The sequence below is a fragment of the Streptomyces fungicidicus genome (genome assembly GCF_003665435.1).
Taxonomy (GTDB): Bacteria; Actinomycetota; Actinomycetes; order Streptomycetales; family Streptomycetaceae; genus Streptomyces; species Streptomyces fungicidicus.
The window spans coordinates 2072503-2091725 of record NZ_CP023407.1 but is presented as its reverse complement, the minus strand read 5'-3'; the positions used below and the strand labels follow the sequence as shown (position 1 = coordinate 2091725).

The 19223-nt window shown below is 73.3% G+C and carries 20 protein-coding genes and 1 riboswitch; of the genes, 9 read left to right on the top strand and 11 right to left on the bottom strand.

Going from position 1 to position 19223, the window contains the following annotated elements:
- Positions 1-94: 94 nt before the first annotated feature.
- Positions 95-151 carry a trp operon leader peptide gene (locus tag CNQ36_RS35825; protein ID WP_106429155.1) on the bottom strand — a complete coding sequence of 19 codons (57 nt, stop codon included), beginning with the start codon at positions 149-151 and terminating at the stop codon, positions 95-97.
- A gap of 96 nt (positions 152-247) precedes the next feature.
- Between CNQ36_RS35825 and CNQ36_RS09495 the strand changes: the two genes are divergently transcribed.
- Both CNQ36_RS09495 and CNQ36_RS09490 read left to right on the top strand, forming a co-directional pair.
- Positions 248-1600: a class II 3-deoxy-7-phosphoheptulonate synthase gene (locus tag CNQ36_RS09495; RefSeq protein WP_004932203.1), complete on the top strand. Its 1353-nt coding sequence runs from the start codon at positions 248-250 to the stop codon at positions 1598-1600.
- 152 nt (positions 1601-1752) lie between these two features.
- Positions 1753-1989, top strand: coding sequence for a (2Fe-2S)-binding protein (locus CNQ36_RS09490; protein WP_206278446.1), 237 nt, complete (start codon positions 1753-1755; stop codon positions 1987-1989).
- 9 nt (positions 1990-1998) lie between these two features.
- Here the strand turns inward: CNQ36_RS09490 and bfr are convergent, their stop codons facing one another.
- Positions 1999-2517 carry a bacterioferritin gene (bfr, locus tag CNQ36_RS09485; protein WP_121545658.1) on the bottom strand — a complete coding sequence of 173 codons (519 nt, stop codon included), beginning with the start codon at positions 2515-2517 and terminating at the stop codon, positions 1999-2001.
- A gap of 185 nt (positions 2518-2702) precedes the next feature.
- Between bfr and CNQ36_RS09480 the strand changes: the two genes are divergently transcribed.
- Positions 2703-3350 (top strand): sulfite oxidase-like oxidoreductase, encoded by a 648-nt coding sequence (locus tag CNQ36_RS09480; protein ID WP_121545657.1) that lies wholly within the window; start codon positions 2703-2705, stop codon positions 3348-3350.
- 16 nt (positions 3351-3366) lie between these two features.
- On the opposite strand, the gene CNQ36_RS09475 is transcribed toward CNQ36_RS09480, so the two are convergent.
- The 5 genes from CNQ36_RS09475 to thiO form a co-directional block, all read right to left on the bottom strand.
- Positions 3367-4245, bottom strand: a complete 879-nt coding sequence (locus tag CNQ36_RS09475) for a deoxyribonuclease IV (RefSeq protein ID WP_121545656.1) — start codon at positions 4243-4245, stop codon at positions 3367-3369.
- 34 nt (positions 4246-4279) lie between these two features.
- Positions 4280-6208 (bottom strand): Stk1 family PASTA domain-containing Ser/Thr kinase, encoded by a 1929-nt coding sequence (pknB, locus tag CNQ36_RS09470; protein WP_121545655.1) that lies wholly within the window; start codon positions 6206-6208, stop codon positions 4280-4282.
- 221 nt (positions 6209-6429) lie between these two features.
- Positions 6430-7224: a thiazole synthase gene (locus tag CNQ36_RS09465; protein WP_004932221.1), complete on the bottom strand. Its 795-nt coding sequence runs from the start codon at positions 7222-7224 to the stop codon at positions 6430-6432.
- Between the two features lie 2 nt (positions 7225-7226).
- Positions 7227-7427 carry a sulfur carrier protein ThiS gene (gene thiS, locus CNQ36_RS09460; protein ID WP_004932224.1) on the bottom strand — a complete coding sequence of 67 codons (201 nt, stop codon included), beginning with the start codon at positions 7425-7427 and terminating at the stop codon, positions 7227-7229.
- The gene (thiO, locus tag CNQ36_RS09455) at positions 7424-8590 is read right to left on the bottom strand and encodes a glycine oxidase ThiO (protein ID WP_121545654.1); all 1167 of its coding nucleotides are present in this window, start codon (positions 8588-8590) and stop codon (positions 7424-7426) included. The genes thiS and thiO overlap by 4 nt, the downstream gene beginning before the upstream one ends.
- A riboswitch (TPP riboswitch) is annotated at positions 8588-8699 on the bottom strand. It overlaps the preceding gene by 3 nt.
- A gap of 42 nt (positions 8700-8741) precedes the next feature.
- Between thiO and CNQ36_RS09450 the strand changes: the two genes are divergently transcribed.
- The 6 genes from CNQ36_RS09450 (at position 8742) to CNQ36_RS09425 (ending at position 13757) form a co-directional block, all read left to right on the top strand.
- The gene (locus CNQ36_RS09450; protein WP_121545653.1) at positions 8742-9089 is read left to right on the top strand and encodes an avidin-fold protein; all 348 of its coding nucleotides are present in this window, start codon (positions 8742-8744) and stop codon (positions 9087-9089) included.
- A 40-nt stretch (positions 9090-9129) separates the two neighbouring features.
- Positions 9130-10371 carry an NAD(P)/FAD-dependent oxidoreductase gene (locus CNQ36_RS09445; RefSeq protein ID WP_206278445.1) on the top strand — a complete coding sequence of 414 codons (1242 nt, stop codon included), beginning with the start codon at positions 9130-9132 and terminating at the stop codon, positions 10369-10371.
- A 76-nt stretch (positions 10372-10447) separates the two neighbouring features.
- Complete coding sequence (locus CNQ36_RS09440; protein ID WP_004932242.1) at positions 10448-10813, top strand: Rv2175c family DNA-binding protein; 366 nt, start codon at positions 10448-10450, stop codon at positions 10811-10813.
- Between the two features lie 220 nt (positions 10814-11033).
- The gene (thiE, locus tag CNQ36_RS09435) at positions 11034-11711 is read left to right on the top strand and encodes a thiamine phosphate synthase (RefSeq protein WP_121545651.1); all 678 of its coding nucleotides are present in this window, start codon (positions 11034-11036) and stop codon (positions 11709-11711) included.
- A 109-nt stretch (positions 11712-11820) separates the two neighbouring features.
- The gene (metF, locus tag CNQ36_RS09430; RefSeq protein ID WP_004932254.1) at positions 11821-12744 is read left to right on the top strand and encodes a methylenetetrahydrofolate reductase [NAD(P)H]; all 924 of its coding nucleotides are present in this window, start codon (positions 11821-11823) and stop codon (positions 12742-12744) included.
- 56 nt (positions 12745-12800) lie between these two features.
- Positions 12801-13757, top strand: coding sequence for an SCO2102 family sporulation regulator (locus tag CNQ36_RS09425; protein ID WP_121545650.1), 957 nt, complete (start codon positions 12801-12803; stop codon positions 13755-13757).
- A 6-nt stretch (positions 13758-13763) separates the two neighbouring features.
- Here the strand turns inward: CNQ36_RS09425 and CNQ36_RS09420 are convergent, their stop codons facing one another.
- The 4 genes from CNQ36_RS09420 to CNQ36_RS09405 form a co-directional block, all read right to left on the bottom strand.
- The gene (locus tag CNQ36_RS09420) at positions 13764-15260 is read right to left on the bottom strand and encodes a phytoene desaturase family protein (protein ID WP_121545649.1); all 1497 of its coding nucleotides are present in this window, start codon (positions 15258-15260) and stop codon (positions 13764-13766) included.
- Between the two features lie 422 nt (positions 15261-15682).
- The gene (locus tag CNQ36_RS09415; RefSeq protein WP_121545648.1) at positions 15683-16312 is read right to left on the bottom strand and encodes a TetR/AcrR family transcriptional regulator; all 630 of its coding nucleotides are present in this window, start codon (positions 16310-16312) and stop codon (positions 15683-15685) included.
- A 35-nt stretch (positions 16313-16347) separates the two neighbouring features.
- Positions 16348-18432, bottom strand: a complete 2085-nt coding sequence (locus CNQ36_RS09410; protein ID WP_121545647.1) for a YhgE/Pip family protein — start codon at positions 18430-18432, stop codon at positions 16348-16350.
- Positions 18404-19159 (bottom strand): ATP-binding cassette domain-containing protein, encoded by a 756-nt coding sequence (locus CNQ36_RS09405; RefSeq protein ID WP_121545646.1) that lies wholly within the window; start codon positions 19157-19159, stop codon positions 18404-18406. The genes CNQ36_RS09410 and CNQ36_RS09405 overlap by 29 nt, the downstream gene beginning before the upstream one ends.
- Positions 19160-19223 lie beyond the last annotated feature (64 nt).

Sequence of the window (19223 nt, the reverse complement as noted above, 5' to 3'; positions counted from 1 at the left end):
TTCTCGTCGCTGTCGTGAGCGTGAGGAACGACCCCGGAGAAACACCGAAGGCCGCCCCTCGGGCGGCCTTCGCGAAGTCTGTGGATACGCGCAGTCAGTGGGCCGCCGGAGAAGCGGGCCACCACCAGTTCTGGATCGAGTGCGCGAACATGCGACGCACCCTACCCCATGTCCACGGAGCGTATTGCGTGTCTCACTTGCTGGGCACGGCCCGGAGGGCGTGAGAGCACCCCGTAATGTTGAGGGCGTGACCGTGAACGCTAAGACCAGCGCGAGCGCTGGCAACACCTGGCGAGACCTTCCCGCGGCGCAGCAGCCCGAGTACCCCGATGCCGAGGCTCTGCGCGATGTGATCGCGGACCTCGAGTCGTATCCGCCGCTCGTCTTCGCGGGCGAGTGCGACCAGCTGCGCGCCCGGATGGCGTCCGTCGCCAAGGGAGAGGCGTTCCTCCTCCAGGGCGGCGACTGCGCCGAGGCCTTCGACGCCGTGTCCGCCGACCACATCCGCAACAAGCTCAAGACGCTCCTGCAGATGGGCGCCGTGCTCACGTACGCCGCGTCCGTGCCGGTCGTGAAGGTGGGGCGGATCGCGGGGCAGTACTCCAAGCCGCGCTCCAAGCCCACCGAGACGCGTGACGGCGTGACGCTGCCGACCTACCGGGGCGACTCCGTCAACGGCTTCGCCTTCACCGAAGAGGACCGGATCCCGGACCCCGAGCGGCTGAAGCGCATGTACCACGCCTCGGCCTCCACGCTGAACCTGGTGCGCGCCTTCACCACCGGCGGCTACGCCGACCTGCGCCAGGTGCACGCCTGGAACCAGGACTTCGTGAAGTCGTCCCCGTCCGGCCAGCGCTACGAGCAGCTCGCCCGGGAGATCGACAACGCGCTGAACTTCATGCGGGCCTGCGGCACCGACCCGGAGGAGTTCAAGACCGTCGAGTTCTTCTCCTCGCACGAGGCGCTGCTGCTCGACTACGAGTCGGCCCTCACCCGTGTCGACTCGCGCACCGGTCAGCTGTACGACGTCTCCGGCCACATGGTGTGGATCGGCGAGCGCACCCGGCAGCTGGACCACGCGCACATCGAGTTCGCCTCGAAGATCCGCAACCCGGTCGGCATCAAGCTCGGCCCGTCCACCACGGCCGAGGAGGCGCTGCAGTACATCGAGCGCCTCGACCCCGAGCGTGAGCCCGGCCGGCTGACCTTCATCGTCCGGATGGGCGCGGACAAGATCCGCGACAAGCTCCCCGAGCTGGTGGAGAAGGTCACGGCGTCCGGCGCGACCGTGGCGTGGGTGACCGACCCGATGCACGGCAACACCTTCGAGGCGGCCTCCGGCCACAAGACGCGCCGCTTCGACGACGTGCTCGACGAGGTCAAGGGCTTCTTCGAGGTCCACAAGGGTCTGGGCACCCACCCGGGCGGCATCCATGTGGAGCTGACCGGCGACGACGTCACCGAGTGCGTGGGCGGCGGCGACGAGATCTTCGTCGACGATCTGCACCAGCGCTACGAGACGGCCTGCGACCCGCGGCTCAACCGCAGCCAGTCGCTCGACCTGGCGTTCCTCGTCGCGGAGATGTACCGCGACCAGTAGCGGGATCCGCCGGTGAGACCGGCGCGGGGTGGGGCGCGTATCACAGCGGAGCGCGTCCCACCCCTCTTCTGTGGGTCGGGGGCGGCAGGTAAGGTTAGGTTAGCCTCACCGATCAGGGGTCGGGGCAGGCTCGGCCAGTACCCTTTCGGGAGGTGAACCGCGTGTTCGTCTGCAGTTGCTTCGGTGTGACCGAGGAACAGGTGAAGAGTCACGCGGACGCCGGAGCGTGCACGCCCCGGCAGATCGCCTCCGCCTGCAAGGCCGGCACCGACTGCGGCGGCTGCGTGCGGCGCATCCAGGCGCTGCTGGGCCGCGGTTCCTGCCCGCGCCGTCAGCTCGTCGACCAGGGCGAGGCGCCGCTCACGGCGGAGCTCCCGAAGGCCGCCTAGCCCCTTCCGCTACCGCGTCGAGAAGCCGCTGGTCCCCGGGCCCGACGGGTCGGGCTGGGACTGCTCGACGACCGTCGACAGGTACAGCGACTCGCCCAGCTTCTCGATCAGGTCCAGCTGGGTCTCCAGGTAGTCGATGTGGTGCTCCTCGTCGGCCAGGATCGCCTCGAAGATGTTGGCCGACGTGATGTCGCCCTTGGTGCGCATGACGTCCACCCCGCGGCGCAGCCGGTCGATCGCCTCGAGTTCGACCTCGCGGTCCGCCTGGAACATCTCGGTCACCGTCTGGCCGACCCGGACGTGGAACAGCCGCTGGTAGTTCGGCAGGCCGTCGATCAGCAGGATGCGGTCGGTGAGCACCTCGGCGTGGCGCATCTCGTCGAACGACTCGGCGCGCGTGTACTCGGCGAGTTTCGTCCAGCCCTTGTGGTCCTGCAGTTTCGAGTGCAGGAAGTACTGGTTGATCGCCGTGAGCTCGGCGGTCAGCTGCTCGTTCAGGAACTCGATGACCTCGGGGTCGCCCTGCATCGCATGGGCTCCTTCCGTGCGGGGGGACAGGCAAGGATGGGGCGCATGATTCCACCGGCGGGGAAGATCGTCCAGTAAGTCTTCACTTAGTAAGTAAGTCCGCACTGGGTGCCATATGTGCCTGTTTGACCGAATCTGCGGGGCCCGGTTCAGGGGCATCGTCACCGGTCTGTCAGGATGGGGACATGGGTCAGCCGGCGGAACGCGAATCGGGGGAGCGCGCATCAGAAGGAGCGGCGCGATCCGAGCTCCCGCCGGGGCAGCGGCTGCAGCGGGGCTGGCCGGTCACGCACTACGGGCCGGTCCCCAAGTTCCGGCCCGAACGCTGGGACTTCCGGGTCTTCGGCGCCACCGCCGACGGTGAGAAGCACTGCTGGAACCACGAGGAGTTCACGGCCCTGCCGTACACCACCGTCGTGGCCGACCTGCACTGCGTCACCAAGTTCAGCATGGTCGGCGCCGAGTGGGGCGGCATCCCGGCGCGCACCATCGTGGACATCGCCCCGCCCGCGCCGGACGTCACCCATGTGATGGTCTGGGCGGAGTACGGCTTCAGCTCCAACCTGCGGCTCGCCGACTTCACCTCCGAGCGCGCCCTCTTCGCCACCCACAAGGACGGCGAGCTGCTCACCGCCGAGCACGGCTTCCCGCTGCGCCTGGTCGTCCCCCATCTGTACGCGTGGAAGGGCCCCAAGTGGGTCCGCGGAGTGGAGTACATGACCGCCGACCGCCGGGGCTTCTGGGAGGAGCGCGGCTACCACAACATCGGCGACCCCTGGAGCGAGCAGCGCTACTCCTACCAGGAGGAGCCCGGGGACGGCCCCGAGCTCTGAGCGCCCGCCGGGCCGGTCAGCCGTCGCGCAGCTTCTTCAGCCGCTCCACGTCCGCCGCATGTCCCTCCTTGCCGCCGGGCGTCTCGATGACCAGCGGCACGCCCTCGGTCGCCGGGTGCGTCATCAGCGCCCGGAACGGGTCCTCGCCGATGTGTCCGGCGCCGATGTTCGCGTGACGGTCCTTGTGCGCGCCGGCCACATCCAGGGAGTCGTTGGCGTGGATCAGCTTCAGCCGTCCCTCGCCGACGGTGTCCACCAGCAGATCCAGCGTCCGGTGCATCCCGCCGGGCTCGGCCAGGTCGTGCCCGGCCGCGAAGACATGGCAGGTGTCCAGGCAGACGCCCAGCTTCGGATGGGCGTCCAGCGCCTCGAAGTACGGCCCGAAGTCCCAGGTCCGCGAGCACAGCGAGGCGCCCTGGCCGGCCGTCGACTCCAGCAGCAGGAACGGGTCGTCGTCATGGGTGAGCTCGTCGAGCAGCGGCAGCAGGTGTTCCCGCACCTGCCGCAGCGCCACCGGCCGCTCCCGCCCGCCGGTCGCGCTGCCCGTGTGCACCACCACGCCCAGCGCGCCGATCTCCCGGCCGCGCCGCAGCGAGTGCCGCAGCGACTCCACGGACCGCTCGACGGTCGCCTCGGTGTGCGACCCGAAGTTGATCAGGTACGGGGCGTGCACATAGGCCGGGATCGACCCGGCCGCGCACGCCTCGCGGAACGCCTCGTCCTGCTTCGGACTGCCGGACGGGGTGGCCCAGCCGCGCGGGTTGGCCACGAAGACCTGCACGGTCTCGGCGTTCAGCTCACGGGCGTAGGACAGGCCGACGGAGTGCAGGCCGCCGGCCACCGGGACATGGCCGCCGACCGGGTTGCGGGCGGGGCCGGACAGGTGACTCTTCACCCGTCAAGGGTGTCATGAGCGCCGGGGCGGTCCGTCAGCGGATCTCGATGGTGATCGTCGAACCCCTGGGCGCGGTGTCCCCGCCGTCCACGGACTGGCTCCGGACGGTGTCGCCGAACAGGCCGAGCAGTCCGCGGTCCTCCTTCACCCGGAACCCGGCGCCCTCCAGCCGCGACCTGGCGTCGTCGACGCTGTCGCCGACCACGTCCGGCACCTCGACCATCTCCGGGCCCTTGGACAGCGTCAGCGTCACGGTGTCGCCCTCGGCGACCTGACGGCCCTCGCCCGGGTTCTGCCGGGCCACCTGGCCGGCATCGTGCTCGGAGTTGACCCGCTCGGGGGCGATCTTCACCTTGAGGCCGGCCTCCTCCAGCCCGGCGCGGGCGTCCGCCAGGTCGTCGCCGGTCACATCGGGCACGTCCACCGGGCTGCCCTTGCTCACGGTCAGCGCCACCGCCGAGCCCGCGCGGACCTTGGTGCCCTTGCCGGGCTTCGTGGAGATCACCGAGCCCCGGGGCACGCCGTCGCTGAACTCACGGGTGACCATGCCGGGCTCCAGGCCCTCGTCCTTCAGCACGTCCCGCGCCCTGTCCAGCGGGTAGCCGTCGAGGTCGGGCAGCCGCACGGTCTCCGGACCCTTGGAGAGGGTCAGCGCCACCGGGTCGTGGCTGCGGATGCGGGCCCCCGCCTTCGGATCGGTGCTGATCACCGTGCCCCGCTCGACCGTGTCGCTGAACGCCTCGTTCACCTCGCCCACGTCCAGCCCGGCCGTCGCCAGCCGGTCCCGGGCCTCCTTCTCGGTCTTCGCCAGCAGCGGCGGGACCTTGGTGAACTGGCCGGAGTTGATGTACCAGATGCCCGTGCCGACGCCCAGCGCCAGGAGCACGGCCACGACGACGGCCATCGGGCCGCGCCGCAGCCCCGTCCGGCGCCGGGGCGGCAGCGGCGGCGGCGACTGCAGACGGCTGGTGTGCTGCGGGGAGCCCGCGCCCTCGCCCTCCTCGTCGACGGGCAGCGGGCGCGGCACCGTCAGCGCGCGAGGGATGACGCTCGTGCGGTCCTCCGCGTTGTCGTGCTCCGACGTCAGCGCCTGCGGCGGCACCGCGTCGAGCTGCTCCGCGGTGAGCCGGGCGCGCCCCGCGCGGACCTGGGCGAGCAGCGCCACCGCGTCCTGCGGGCGGATCGCGGGGTTGCGGGCGGTCGCCGACGCGACCAGCTCGTCCAGTTCGTACGCCATGCCGGGCACGGCGGCCGACGGGGCCGGCACGTCCTCGTGGAGATGCTTGTAGAGCACGATCGCGGGGGAGTCGCCGTCGTGCGGCTTCTCGCCGGTCAGCATCTCGTACAGCAGGATGCCGCAGGCGTAGACGTCCACGCGGGGGTCGGCGATGCCGTTCTCGATCTGCTCCGGGGCCAGGTACGAGACCGTGCCCAGCACGGTGCCCGTCGTGTTCGTCACCGTGTCCACGGCGCGGACCAGACCGAAGTCGGCGACCTTGACCCGGCCGTCGTCCCCGATCAGCACGTTCTCGGGCTTCATGTCCCGGTGCACGAAGCCCGCCCGGTGCGCGGCGCCGAGCGCGGCGAGCACCGGCTCCAGGATGTCCAGCGCGGCCCGCGGCTGGAGCGCGCCGCGCTCGCGCAGCACGTCGCGCAGGGTGCAGCCGGCGATGTACTCCATCGCCAGATAGACGTACGTCCCCTCGGTGCCCTGGTCGAAGACCTGCACCACGTTCGGGTGGGCCAGACGGGCGACGGACTTCGCCTCGCGGATGAAGCGCTCGACGAACGAGCGGTCCGCGGCGAGGGAGGGGTGCATCACCTTGAGCGCGAGGACGCGGTCCAGACGGGTGTCCACGGCCCGGTAGACCGTGGCCATACCGCCGACCGCGATCCGCGCCTCGACGCGATACCGGCCGTCGAGCACCTGCCCGACCAGGGGGTCCTGAAGGGTCGTATCCACGCAGCGAGTCTACGAGCCCGCGCCGACACTCCCGCCCCCTTCCGCCCCCGTTGGAGCGGACCTGTGACGCGCGTTACCCAACGCAGCTACGCAGCCGCAGCTGCGGGCAGTCGTGCCGCCTGGGCGGCACGGGTGGGCGCTGGGGGTACCCCCTCTGGGGGAGGCACCCGGCAAGCGCCGGCCGGCGAAACCCAGCCCCGCCCAGCCAAGGCACCCCCCGCCTAGAACGCAGGCCGCTCCGGATCCAGCTCCGCCAAGCCCTCCGCAGGAGACGACGCCGAGGCGAACCACCGCCGCGGAATCCGCCCCGCCCGCCGCGCCAGCCGCCCCGCCTCCACCGCACCACGCATCGCGGAAGCCATCAGCACGGGTTCCCGCGCCCGCGTCACCGCCGACGCCAGCATCACCCCCGCACACCCCAGCTCCATCGCCAGCGCCACGTCCGACGCCGTCCCCGCCCCCGCGTCCAGGATCACCGGCACCCCCGCCCGCTCCACGATCAACTCGAAGTTGTGCGGGTTGCGGATCCCCAGCCCCGACCCGATCGGCGACCCCAGCGGCATCACCGCCGCACACCCCACCTCCTCCAGCTTGCGCGCCAGCACCGGATCGTCGTTGGTGTACGGCAGCACCGTGAACCCGTCGTCGACCAGCGTCTCCGCCGCGTCCAGCAGCTCCACCGGATCGGGCAGCAGGGTCCGCTCGTCGGCGATGACCTCCAGCTTGACCAGATCGGTGCCGAGCGCCTCCCGGGCGAGCCGCGCGGTGAGGACGGCCTCACCGGCGGTGAAGCACCCCGCCGTGTTCGGCAGCACCCGGACGCCCAGCTTCTCCAGGACCGACAGCACGGACCCGTGCACCGACGGGTCCACCCGCCGCATCGCGACGGTCGTCAGCTCGGTCCCGGACGCCACGAGCGCCCGCTCCAGCACATCGAGGCTGGGCGCCCCGCCGGTGCCCATGATCAGGCGGGACGTGTAGGACGTACCGCCGAGGAGGAACGGATCGTCGGCCATGGTCAGCCTCCCTGGACGGCGGTCAGCACTTCCACGCGGTCACCCTCGGAGAGGGCGGTGGCGGACCACTGCGCGCGCGGGACGACGGTTTCGTTGAGGGCGGCGGCGACCCCCGAGGGCGCCGCGGTGAGCGACCTCACCACGAGGTCGAGAGCGGTGCCGGGCGCGTACTCCCGACGCTCCCCGTTGACCGAGACGTTCATGCGGGCTGCTCCGTGCGGACGGCGGCGCCGAAGCGCCGGGGGGTGAACGGGCGGGCCACTTCAGGGAGTGCGCCGGTGGTCAGGACGTGCGCCATGACGTCGCCGGTGACCGGGGTCAGCAGGACCCCGTTGCGGTAGTGGCCGGTGGCCAGCAGCAGCCCGTCCAGCGCGGTCGGGCCGAGCAGCGGCGCGTTGTCGGGGGAGCCGGGGCGCAGTCCCGCCGTGGTCTCGGTCAGCGGCAGCTCGGTGATGCCGGGGGCGAGTTCGTGGGCGTCGCGCAGCAGCTCGTACACGCCGCCCGCGGTGACCGTGGTGTCCCAGCCCATCTCCTCGCTGGTCGCCCCGATCACCAGCTCCCCGTTCTCGCGCGGCACCAGGTAGACGTGGCTGCCGCGCACCACGGCCCGCACCGTCCGGTTCAGGAAGGGGCCGTGCCGCGCGGGCATCGTCAGCCGCACCACCTGCCCCTTCACGGGACGCACGGGCGGCAGCACGTCCGCGGGGACGCCCGCGAGGCGCCCGCTGAGGCTGCCCGCCGCGAGCACCACCTGCCCGGCGTCCAGCCCGGTGCCGTCGGAGGTGACGACGCCCGTCGCCCGGTCCCCGGTGACGACGAGCCGCTCGGCCCGCGTGCGGTGGACGGTCACGCCGGCGCGCTCGCAGGCGGTCAGCAGTGCGGCCGCCAGCCGCCGCGGATCGATCTGGTGGTCGCCGTCCACCCGCAGCCCGCCCCGCACACCGGGCGCGAGCATCGGCTCCAGCCGCCGGCACTCCCGGCCCGACAGCCACTGCGAATCCAGCCCCGACCGCTGCTGCAGCGCGTGCAGCTCCCGCAGCAGGGCGCGGTCGTCGGCGTCCAGCGCCACGGCGAGCGTGCCGCAGCCCCGGTAGCCGAGGTCCCGGCCGGTCAGCTCGGTCAGCTCGGCGGCGAAGTCCGGATACCGCCGCGCGGAGGCGAGGTTCAGGCCGAGCAGGTCCTCCTCGCCGTGGTGCAGTTCGGTGACGGCGGCCAGCATCCCGGCGGCCACCCGGGCGGCGCCGCCGCCCGGCTCGGGGTCCGCCAGTGCCGTGGCGAGACCGCGCTGCGCGGCCCGCCAGGCCGTGACCAGACCGATGATCCCGCCCCCGACGACGAGGACGTCCGGCGTACGCGTGGGCGACATGGGCGTCCAGCCCCTCCCTTCGCCGGCATGACCCGGATCAGGTTCGTACGGTCGGAGGCCGCCAGCCTCCCTCTCAGCCCGGTGCGTCCGGGCTCCCGCGAGTGCTTGTACGTTGGCCACCCTAGCAACGCGTTCGAAAGGGAGACCCCGCGTGGCACGATCGCTCGACGGACTCGTCCTCGCCCCCGTGGCCGACCAGGCTCCGGGCCAGGTCGGGACCCGTACCCGGTTCGCCTACCACCAGCGGGACGGCGAGGTGTGGGCCGAGTACGCGGGCGGCGACGTCGTACGCGGGTACCTGGTGGGCACCCGTACGGAGGACCGGCTGGACTTCCGGTACGTGCAGCTCAAGCAGGACGGCACGACCTCCTCGGGGCACTGCGTGTCGACGGTCGTGGACCTGCCCGACGGGCGGGTCCGGCTGGAGGAGAGCTGGGAGTGGGAGTCGCAGCGGGGCAGCGGGACGAGCGTGGTGGAACAGCTGCCGGGGCTCGGATGACCGGCCGACTGACGGCCTGTCGGATGTCTGGGGTGATCAGGTGAGCGAGCGGACGCGGCAACCGGGACGGCCCGAGCCGCGGCGGGTGGTGGTCGCGGGCGCGGGCATGGCCGGCGTGCAGACCGCGGTCGCCCTGCGCGATCAGGGTTTCACCGGCACCGTGACCCTGATCGGCGCGGAGCCCCACCAGCCCTACGACAGGCCGCCGTTGTCCAAGGCGGTACTGCTCGGCAAGGCCGAGGACTCCGCCTTCGACGTCGACTTCGAGGAACTCGGCATCGAACTGCGGCTCGGCTGCGAGGTGCTCGGGCTGCGCCCCGGGGACCACGAACTGGACACCGGGGCCGGGCCGGTCCCGTACGACGTGCTGGTGGTCGCCACCGGCGCGGAACCGGTGCGGCTGCCGGGCACCGAGGGCGTGCCCGGCGTCCATCTGCTGCGCACCCTGGACGACGCCGAACGGCTGCGGCCGGTGCTCGCGCGGCAGCACGACGTCGTGGTGGTCGGCGCCGGCTGGATCGGCGCGGAGTTCGCCACCGCGGCCCGCGAGGCGGGCTGCGCGGTCACCGTCGTGGAGGCCGAGGAGCGCCCGCTGACCGGCACGCTGCCCGCCGAGGTGGCCGCCCCGATGGCCGCCTGGTACGCCGAGGCCGGTGTCGGGCTGCGCACACGGGCGCGCGTGGCGCGTGTCGAGCCCGGAGCGGTGGTGCTGGACGACGGCTCGCGGCTGCCCGCGGGCGCCGTGGTCGTCGGCATCGGCGCCCGGCCCGCCACCGCCTGGCTGGCGGGCTCCGGGCTCGCGCTCGGCGCGCACGGCGAGGTCCTCGCCGACCGGCGTCTGGCGACCTCCGCGCCGGATGTGTACGCGGTCGGCGACTGCGCGTCCTTCCCGTCCGGGCGCTACGGCGAGCGGCTCCTCGTCCACCACTGGGACAACGCGCTGCAGGGGCCCCGCACGGTCGCGGCGAACATCCTCGGCGCGCCCGCCGGGCGGGCACCGGCGGTCTACGACCCGGTGCCGTACTTCTGGTCCGAGCAGTTCGGGCGCTTCGTGCAGTACGCGGGGCACCACGCGCACGCCGACCGGACCGTGTGGCGCGGGGACCCCGCCGAGTCGTCCTGGAGCATCTGCTGGCTGCGGGGGTCCCGCCTGGTGGCGCTGCTGGCGGTGGGGCGGCCCCGGGACCTGGCGCAGGGACGCCGGCTGATCGAGGCGGGCACGGCACTGGACCCGGAGCTGCTCGCGGACCCGGCGCGTCCGCTGAAGTCGGCGACCGTGTGAGGTTCGGGCGCGGCGCGTCCGCCCAGGTGGGCGGGGCCGACTTCCTCCTGTCAGTGGCAGGTGGCAGGCTTGTCCCGTGACCGAGATTGACGCAAAGATCGATGCTCTCGTCCCCGCATGGCTCACCCTCCCCGAGATCGCCGAGGAGTTCGGCATCGAGGTGACGCGTGTCCGGCAGCTGGTCAAGGAGGGCCAGCTCATCGCCGTACGCCGAGGTGAGAACCGCGCACTGCACGTCCCCGCCGCCTTCATCGACGGGGACAAGATCGTCAAGGGCCTGACCGGCACCCTGACGCTCCTGCGGGACGACGGCTTCACGGACGAGGAAATGCTGGAGTGGCTGTTCACCCCCGACCCCTCGCTGCCGGGCACCCCTGCCCAGGCGCTGAGCGAGAACCGTGGCACGGAGGTGAAGCGCCGGGCCCAGGCGCTCGCGGTCTGACCCGCACCCGGCCGGGCGACGCGCCGGGGTGACGCCCGCCGGGCCCGCTCCGGGAGCCTCCCGGAGCGGGCCCGGACGGACCCGTGCGCACCGGGCGCCGGGGGCCTCTCGCGGGCGCCGGCGCGGCGGCATAGGGTCCGTTGCGGTGTGCGCTCCGCCCGTGACCGTCGCGAGCGCCCGCCGGGTCCGTACGCCGTCCACACCCCCGGGGGTCACCCGCATGCCCGACACCACCGCCGCCGACACCGCCCGTGCCCGGCTCGCCGACGCGCGGGTGTACCTGTGCACCGACGCCCGCAGGCGGCAGGGCGACCTCGCGGAGTTCCTGGACGCGGTCCTGGCCGGCGGGGTCGACATCGTGCAGCTGCGGGACAAGGGCATGGAGGCCGGCGAGGAGCTGGAGCACCTGGCCGTCCTCGCTGACGCCTGCGCCCGGCACGGCAGGCTGCTCGCGGTCAACGACCGCGCGGACGTCGCCCACGCCGCCGGCGCCGACGTCCTCCACCTGGGCCAGGGCGACCTCCCCGTCCCCGCCGCCCGCGCCCTGCTGGGCGACGGCGTCCTGATCGGCCGCTCCACCCACGCGGAGTCCGAGGCCGCCGCCGCGGCCGTCCAGCCGGGCGTGGACTACTTCTGCACCGGCCCCTGCTGGCCCACCCCCACCAAGCCCGGCCGCCACGCCCCCGGCCTCGACCTCGTCCGGTACACCGCGGCCCTCGCTCCCGAACGCCCCTGGTTCGCCATCGGCGGCATCGACCTCGGCAACCTCGACGAGGTGCTGGACGCCGGCGCCCGCCGGGTCGTCGTCGTACGGGCCCTCACGGAGGCGGACGACCCGGGCGCGGTGGCGGCCGAGTTCGCGAAGCGGCTGCGGCAGGCGGAGCCCGTCCGCGCCTGAGGGGACCCGCCCGTCCCCGATTGTCCAAGGGGTGGACAGTGAACCGGCAATCCGGGCAAATCCCCTCGGTCCGGTTGGGTGACCGCCCGCCCCTGGCTAACCTGCCGGTATGGCCCTCGGAACCGCATCCACCAGGACTGATCGCGCGCGCACCGTGCGTGACATCCTCGCCGCCGGCAAGAAGACGTACTCCTTCGAGTTCTCGGCGCCGAAAACTCCCAAGGGCGAGCGGAACCTGTGGAGTGCGCTGCGCAGGGTCGAGGCGGTCGCGCCGGACTTCGTCTCCGTGACCTACGGCGCGGGCGGTTCCACCCGGGCCGGCACGGTCAGGGAGACCGAGCAGATCGTCGCCGACACCACCCTCACCCCGGTGGCCCACCTCACCGCGGTCGACCACTCCATCGCCGAGCTGCGCAACATCATCGGCCAGTACGCCGACGCCGGGATCCGCAACATGCTCGCCGTGCGCGGCGACCCGCCCGGCGACCCGATGGGCGACTGGGTGGCGCACCCGCAGGGGCTGACCTACGCCGCCGAACTCGTCCGCCTCATCAAGGAGTCGGGCGACTTCTGCGTCGGCGTCGCCGCCTTCCCCGAGATGCACCCGCGCTCGGCCGACTGGGACACCGACGTCTCCCACTTCGTCGACAAGTGCCGGGCAGGCGCCGACTACGCGATCACCCAGATGTTCTTCCAGCCCGAGTCCTATCTGCGGCTGCGTGACCGAGTCGACGCCGCGGGCTGCGCGACCCCGGTGATTCCCGAGGTCATGCCCGTGACCAGCGTGAAGATGCTGGAGAGGTTGCCAAAGCTCAGTAACGCCTCGTTCCCGGAGGCCCTCAAAGAGCGGATCCTCACAGCGAAGGACGATCCGGCGGCGGTACGCTCCATCGGTATCGAGTTCGCCACGGAGTTCTGTGCCCGGCTGCTGGCCGAGGGAGTGCCCGGACTGCACTTCATCACGCTCAACAACTCCACGGCGACTCTGGAAATCTACGAGAACCTGGGCCTGCACCACCCGCCGCGGGCCTAGACCGGTCGCACGGATTTACGACACACTGCGTAGCGGCCACTGGGAGAGGGGCGTACATGGGCTGGACGGTCCTCTACATCGCGTTCGGTATCGTCGCGCTGTGGTTGCTCGGTGAGGTGCTGCTGCAGTACAAGGCGCGGCTGCGCTGGCGGCTGCTCGCCTTCGCCGGGTTCCTCGGCGTCGTGCTCGGTGTGCTGATCCCGTCCGTGCCCGTCATCGGGCTGGGCGCCGCCGCCTTCGCGATCGGCCAGACCTACGTCACCCTGTCGTTCCGCCGCGGCTTCGCGGCCGGCTGGGCGGTCAACGCGCCGCTGCTGGCCGCCGCCACGGGCCACCGCGGCGAACGCGGGCGCAAGGACCCCGCCCTGGAGGTCTCCGGCCCCGAGACGCCCACCGGCCACGGCGACGAGGGCGACGGCCACCGCGAGCGGGCCGGATACACCGCGGACGACGACTACGACCGCGACGACGTCTTCACCCCCGCCGCGCGCCCCGACCAGATGGCCGCCGCCGAGACCACCGCCGTCTACGAACCGCAGCCCATGCCCGACGACACCGGCTCCTACGGCGTCTACGGCGACACCGGGTACGCGGCCCCGTCCCAGGACCAGTACGCGGGGGCCGCACAGGCCGCCGACCAGAACTACGCCTACGACTACTCCGGTTACGGCCAGCAGCAGGGCTACGACACCACGGGCCAGCAGCAGTACGCCGCGTACTCCGACCCGTACATCGGCAACACGGCCTATGGCGACACCTCGTACGACACGGGCTACGCCGACCAGCAGCAGTACGCCCAGCAGGGCTACACCCAGGACCCCTACGCCGGCTCCTACGGCGGGGAGACCCCGGCGGGCGGCCTCTGGGTCCCGCAGCAGCGCAGCGCCGACGACACGTACGGCGGTGAGCTCCCGCCGGAGCAGCAGTACCCGTACCAGGGCGACGGACAGTCCCACGGCAGCGGCCAGGGCCAGGGTCAGGGCAACGGGTACGACGAGCAGTACCGCTTCTGACCGCGGTCACTGCGAGCCGCGGAACTCCGGCCCCTCCACGATCAGCCCGGCGACCAGCGCCCCCGACATCCCGGCGTGCGGCAGCCCGCCGCCGGGGTGGGACCAGCCGCCGACCGTGAACAGCCCCGGCAGCGCCGTGCCGTTGGACGGGTGCAGCAGCCGCCCGCCCGCCGCGGCCAGCGCCGGCGCCGGCACCGCGCCGCCCTCCGCACCCGTCTCCCCGGCGATGTCGGCCGGGGTGCGCACCTCGTGCCGGACCAGCCGGCCGCGCAGGTCCGGTACCGCCCGCCCGGCGGCGGTGATCAGGGTCTCGGCGTACGCGTCCCAGGGACCCTCGGCCCCCGCCGGCACCACCGACGTGACCGTGACCGCCTCGTGGCCGGCGTCCGGGACCAGCGCCGGGTCGTCCGGCCGCAGGACCGTCACCGTGGGCCGGGCCGGCAGGCCCCCGGCGGCGCCGAACAGCGACTCCAGCTCCGCCGCCCGGTCCTCGGTGTGCACGACCGTACGGTGCGCGGTCCCCTCCGGACGCCCGCCCCGCAGCGCCAGCAGCACCGTCAGCCGGCTCGCCGCCCCCCGCTGGGCCGGAACCCCGCCGTCGCCGCGCGGCCGCGTCCCCCGGGCCAGCCGGTCCAGCACCCCGGGAGCCACCCCGGCGACCACCAGGTCGGCCTCCGCCACCGAACCGTCGGCGAGCTTCAGCCCCGCCGCCCGGCCGTCCTTCTCCAGGACCCCGACGGCCTCCGCGCCGAAGTGGAACTCCACCCGGCGGGCCAGGCACCGCTCGTACACCGCCCGCGCCAGCTCCCGCATGCCGCCCCGCACGTACCAGGTGCCGAAGGCGTGCTCCATGTACGGCAGCACCGCCGCGCTCGCCGGGGTCCGCCGGGGATCGAGGCCGTACGCCAGCGCGTGGCTCTCCAGCAGGGCGGTGAGCCGGGGATCGCGCAGCTCCCACGCGCCGACCTCGGCGAGCGTGCCCGCCGTGCGCGTGCGCAGCAGCTTCCGGTGGGGGACCGCCGGGTACGGCTCACGCTCCGCCAGCACCTGCCAGTTGGGCCACAGCGGCTCCTCGAGGAGCGGCCGCCGCGACCGGTCCCAGGCCTCCCGGGCCCGCACCAGGAAGTCCCCCCAGCGCCGGGCGGCGGCCGGCCCGAGACCGTCCTCCAGCGCCGAGACGACGCCCGCGCGGGAGGTGTTCGGCAGCGACACGCGTGTGCCGTCCGGGAACACGTGCCGCGACGACGGATCGACCTGGACCAGCTCGACGCACTCCTCCAGCGGCTCCCGGCCCGTCTTCAGGAACAGGTCGCGGTAGACCGCGGGCAGCGGCAGCAGGCCCGGCCCGGTGTCGAAGGAGAACCCGTCGCGCTCCACACGGCGCAGCGCGCCGCCGTACGTCTCCGTCCGCTCGTACACCGCCACCCGGTGGCCCGCGACGGCCAGCCGGGCGGCGGCCGCCAGCGCGCCCATCCCGGCGCCGATCACCGCAATCCGTGCCATGCCAGGGACTTTATCCGCCGCCGCACGCGGCCCGTCCCCGAGTACCCGCGCCCCCGCGCCGGGCACCAGCCGGCGGCAGCGGCCCGTGGGCGGCGGCACGCAGCCCTGAGTATCCGTACCTAGAGGCCGACTTGAGTACGGGCACGGATGGGCGCCGACCTGCGGGAACGAGAGAGTGGAGACCACGGAGAGGGGCTCGGCTCCCGGAACCGGCGGCACGGGGCGCCGGAACGGCGCGGGCCCGCGATCCGCTCCTTCCGCCGGCCCGGTCGGCGGGAGCGAGGCACGGGGGAACCCGGGGGACGACCGTGAGGGGTTCCGCGGGGGGACGTACGGGGGAGCACGTAAGGCGCCGGTCCGCCGGTGGCCCGCGGGGGACGCGGCCACCGTCGGACCGGCGCCTTACGTGTGCCGTGGAGGGCTCAGCGGTGGCCGGCGACCCGTCCCTGCAGCAGCCGGGACAGCGCCGCGTGCACGTCGTCGAGGGAGCGCTCCGGCTGGAAGGACTGCCAGTCCAGCGCGGCCACCAGCACCATGCCGACGAGCGCCGCCGCCGTCAGCGGGACGTCGATCTCCTCGCTGAGCTCGCCGTCGGCCACGCCCTCGCGCAGCACGCCCTCGACCACCGCCACAGCCTGCTGCCGCACCACCATCAGGGTGGACTGCCAGGCCCGGTTGGTGCGCCACAGCTCCGCCACGTACAGCTGGGTGAAGGCCGGGTAGCGGTCGATGAAGACGAGCCCCGCGCGGATCATCGCGTCCAGGGCGTCGACCTTGCCGCCGCCCTCCCCGGCCGTCCTCTCGGCCGCCTCCCGGAGCGAGGCGGTGAGCAGGCCGACCCCGTGCCGCAGCAGCTCCTCGAAGAGGACCGACTTGCTCGCGAAGTTGTAGTAGACCGTGCCCTTCGCGACCCCCGCCCGCTCGGCGATCTCGTCCACCGTGGTGGCGGAGAAGCCCTGTTCGGCGATGAGGGTGACGGCCGCCTCGTAGAGCTTCTGCCGGGTGGCCTCGCGGCGGGCACTGCCGCCCGGCGTGGTGCTGCTGCGTTCCATGGCCCTGATTCTCACAGGAACGCCCGCCCGTCCGTTCACAGGCTCAGCTCCGGATGCAGCCGGTCCAGGGTCCACACCTGGCGGCGCCGGGCGGACAGCGCGGTCAGCGCCAGGGCGCCGGCGGTGAAGGCGGTCAACACGGCGCATGCCTGCCACACCGGTCCGAGACCGCCGCCCGTGATCAGCCGCCGGAGCGCCTCCACGACGTGGCTCATCGGCAGGAACGGGTGCAGCGCGTTGAAGAAGCCCGGGCTGGTCTGCACGGGGTACGTGCCGCCCGCCGAGGTCAGCTGGAGCATCAGCAGCGCGAGGACGAGGATCCGGCCGGCCGCGCCGAAGCGCGCGTTCAGCCACTGCACGAGCGCCGCGAAGCACGCCGTCACCAGGAACAGGAAGCCCACCGTGCCGGCCGCCCGCGCCATCTGCAGCCCGAGCGCCCAGTGCAGCACCGCCATCAGCGCCGCCGTCTGCAGCACCCCGATCGCCACCACCGGCAGCCATCCGGCGAGCGCGATCCGCCAGGCCGGGGCGCCCGCCGCGAGCGCCCGCCGGTTCATCGGCGCGATCAGCATGTACGCCACCATCGCGCCGACCCACAGCGACAGCGGGATGAAGTACGGGGCGAAGCCGGTGCCGTAGTCGGGCGCCTTGTGCAGGTCGCGGGAGACGAGCCGGACCGGGTCGGCCATCACCTCGGTGCGCCGGTCGCGGTCCCGCTCGTCGTAGTCGGGGATCTTCCCGGCTCCGTCGTGCAGGCCGCCGGCGAGTTCGCCGGAGCCGTCGACGAGCTTGTAGAGGCCGCCGTTCAGGTCGTCCGCGCCGGTCTTCAGCTCGCCGACGCCCTTGTCCAGGTCACGGGCGCCGGTCTCGGCGGTGCCCAGTCCCTTGTCCAGCTTCTTCGCCCCGGCGGCCACCCGGGCGGCACCGGAGTCGAGCTTGTTGATCCGGGTGACGGCGTCGTCCAGGTCCTCGGAGAGGTGCGGGGCGCGGGCGGCGAGCGCCCGGGCCTGCTTCTCCAGGGCGCCCAGGTCCCCGTCGAGCTCCTTCAGCTCGTCGCGGTGACCGGTGACCAGGGCGCTGACGTCCCCGGCCACGGTCGCGGCGGTGGCCACCGCGTCCCTGGCCTTCTCCAGGTCCGGGCAGGCGGGATCGGGCAGGACGGGGTCCTCGCAGCGCGCCTTGTGGATGCCGTCCACGGTGCCGGACGCCGCGCGGGCGTCCTTCGCCGCCGCCGGGGCCTTCTCCCGCAGCGTGTCGAGGTCGTCGCGGAGCCGGCCGGCCGAGTCGGCGACGAACCGCGCGGTCTCGCCGATGGTCTTCCCGTTGTCCTCCAGGAAGGGCCCCACCCGGGCGTCCACCGCGTTCACCTTGGCGGCGAGCGTCCGGGTGCCGTCCGCGACCTTCCTCGAGCCGTCCGCCAGGCCGCCCGAGCCCTTGTGGAGGTCCTTGAGGCCCTTGGACAGCTTGCCGCTGCCCTTGCGGGCGTCCGCCAGACCGTCGGCGAGGTCCTGGGAGCCCTTCTCCGCCTTCCCGATGCCGCCGCTCAGCTTGTCGGCCCCCTTCGCCGCCTTCACCGTCTCGCCGTGGATGCCGGAGAACGAGACGAAGATCCGGTCCAGGAAGGAGCGCGAGGTCTTGGTGGACGCGGCCCGGCGCACCTCGCCGAAGACCGTCCGGGAGATCTGCCCGACGATGTAGTTGTTGGCGTCGTTCGTCCGCACCTGGAGGGCGCCGGTCTCGGGGGAGTCGCCGGAACTGGAGGCGATACGGCGGCTGAAGTCGGCGGGCAGGGTCAGCGACAGGTAGTACGTGCCGTCCTCCACGCCCCGGCGGGCCTCGGCCGCGCTCACCTCCCGCCAGTCGAACGTGCCGCTGTCGCGCAGGCCCTCGGTGAGGTCGTCGCCCGCGGTGATCCGCCTCCCGTCGGCGGTAGCCCCCTCGTCGTCGTTCACGAGCGCCACGGGGATCCGGTCCAGACGGCCGTAGGGGTCCCAGAACGACCACAGGTACAGCGCCCCGTACAGCAGCGGCAGCACCAGCAGGGCGACCAGGGCCGCGCGCGGCAGTCTGCCCCGGCCGAAGCGCCGGAGTTCAAGAGCGGCCAGTGCCGGCGAGCGCATCGTCGGCCTCCTTCGTCTCGTCGTGCGGGCCGGTTCCGGTGCGCACGGCCGTCGCGCCGCCCGGCGCCTCGCTGCACACGGCCAGCACGGTGGTGCCGGTGTCGGTGACCGACTTCAGGAGCGCCCAGACCTCGGCCCGTTCGGCGGACGAGAGCTTCAGATCGGTGTCGTCCACACCGAGCAGCCGGGGGCGTCCCAGCAGCGCCAGCGCGAGCGACAGCCGCAGCGCCTCCACCCGCTCCAGGTCCCGCACGGCGGTCCGCGCGCCCTTGGGCAGGGCAGCGAGGTCCAGTCCCGCGGTGGCCAGGGCGGTGTCGACCCGCCGGCGCTCCGCGTCGGCCCGCCGGGCGCGCGGGCGCGGTGGCCCGAAGTACGGCCGGTCGCCGAAACGGCGCTGCAGCAGGGCCTGTTCGCGCAGGTGCTCGCCGACGGTGAGGGCGGGCTCGAGATCGGTCACCCCGGCGACGTGGGCGAGTGCGGCGGACCGGCGGACCGCGGCCATCCGCCGGGGCAGTTCCAGCCCTCCGACGGCGGCCGTGCCCTCCGTGGGACGCATCCGGCCGGTGAGCGCGAGCAGCAGGCAGGTGCGGCCGGACCCGGAGGGCCCCTCCACCGCGATCAGCGAGCCGGGCTCCGCGTCGGCCGTGACACCGCGGAACGCCCAGCCCCGCGGTCCCTTCAGGCCGAGGTCGCGGGCCGTGACGGCGAATCCCGTCGGACCGTCCACCGAGTCCCCCTGTTTTGAACTGACTGGTCAGTGCAAAACGTAGCCCGAACTTTCGGCCGGGGCA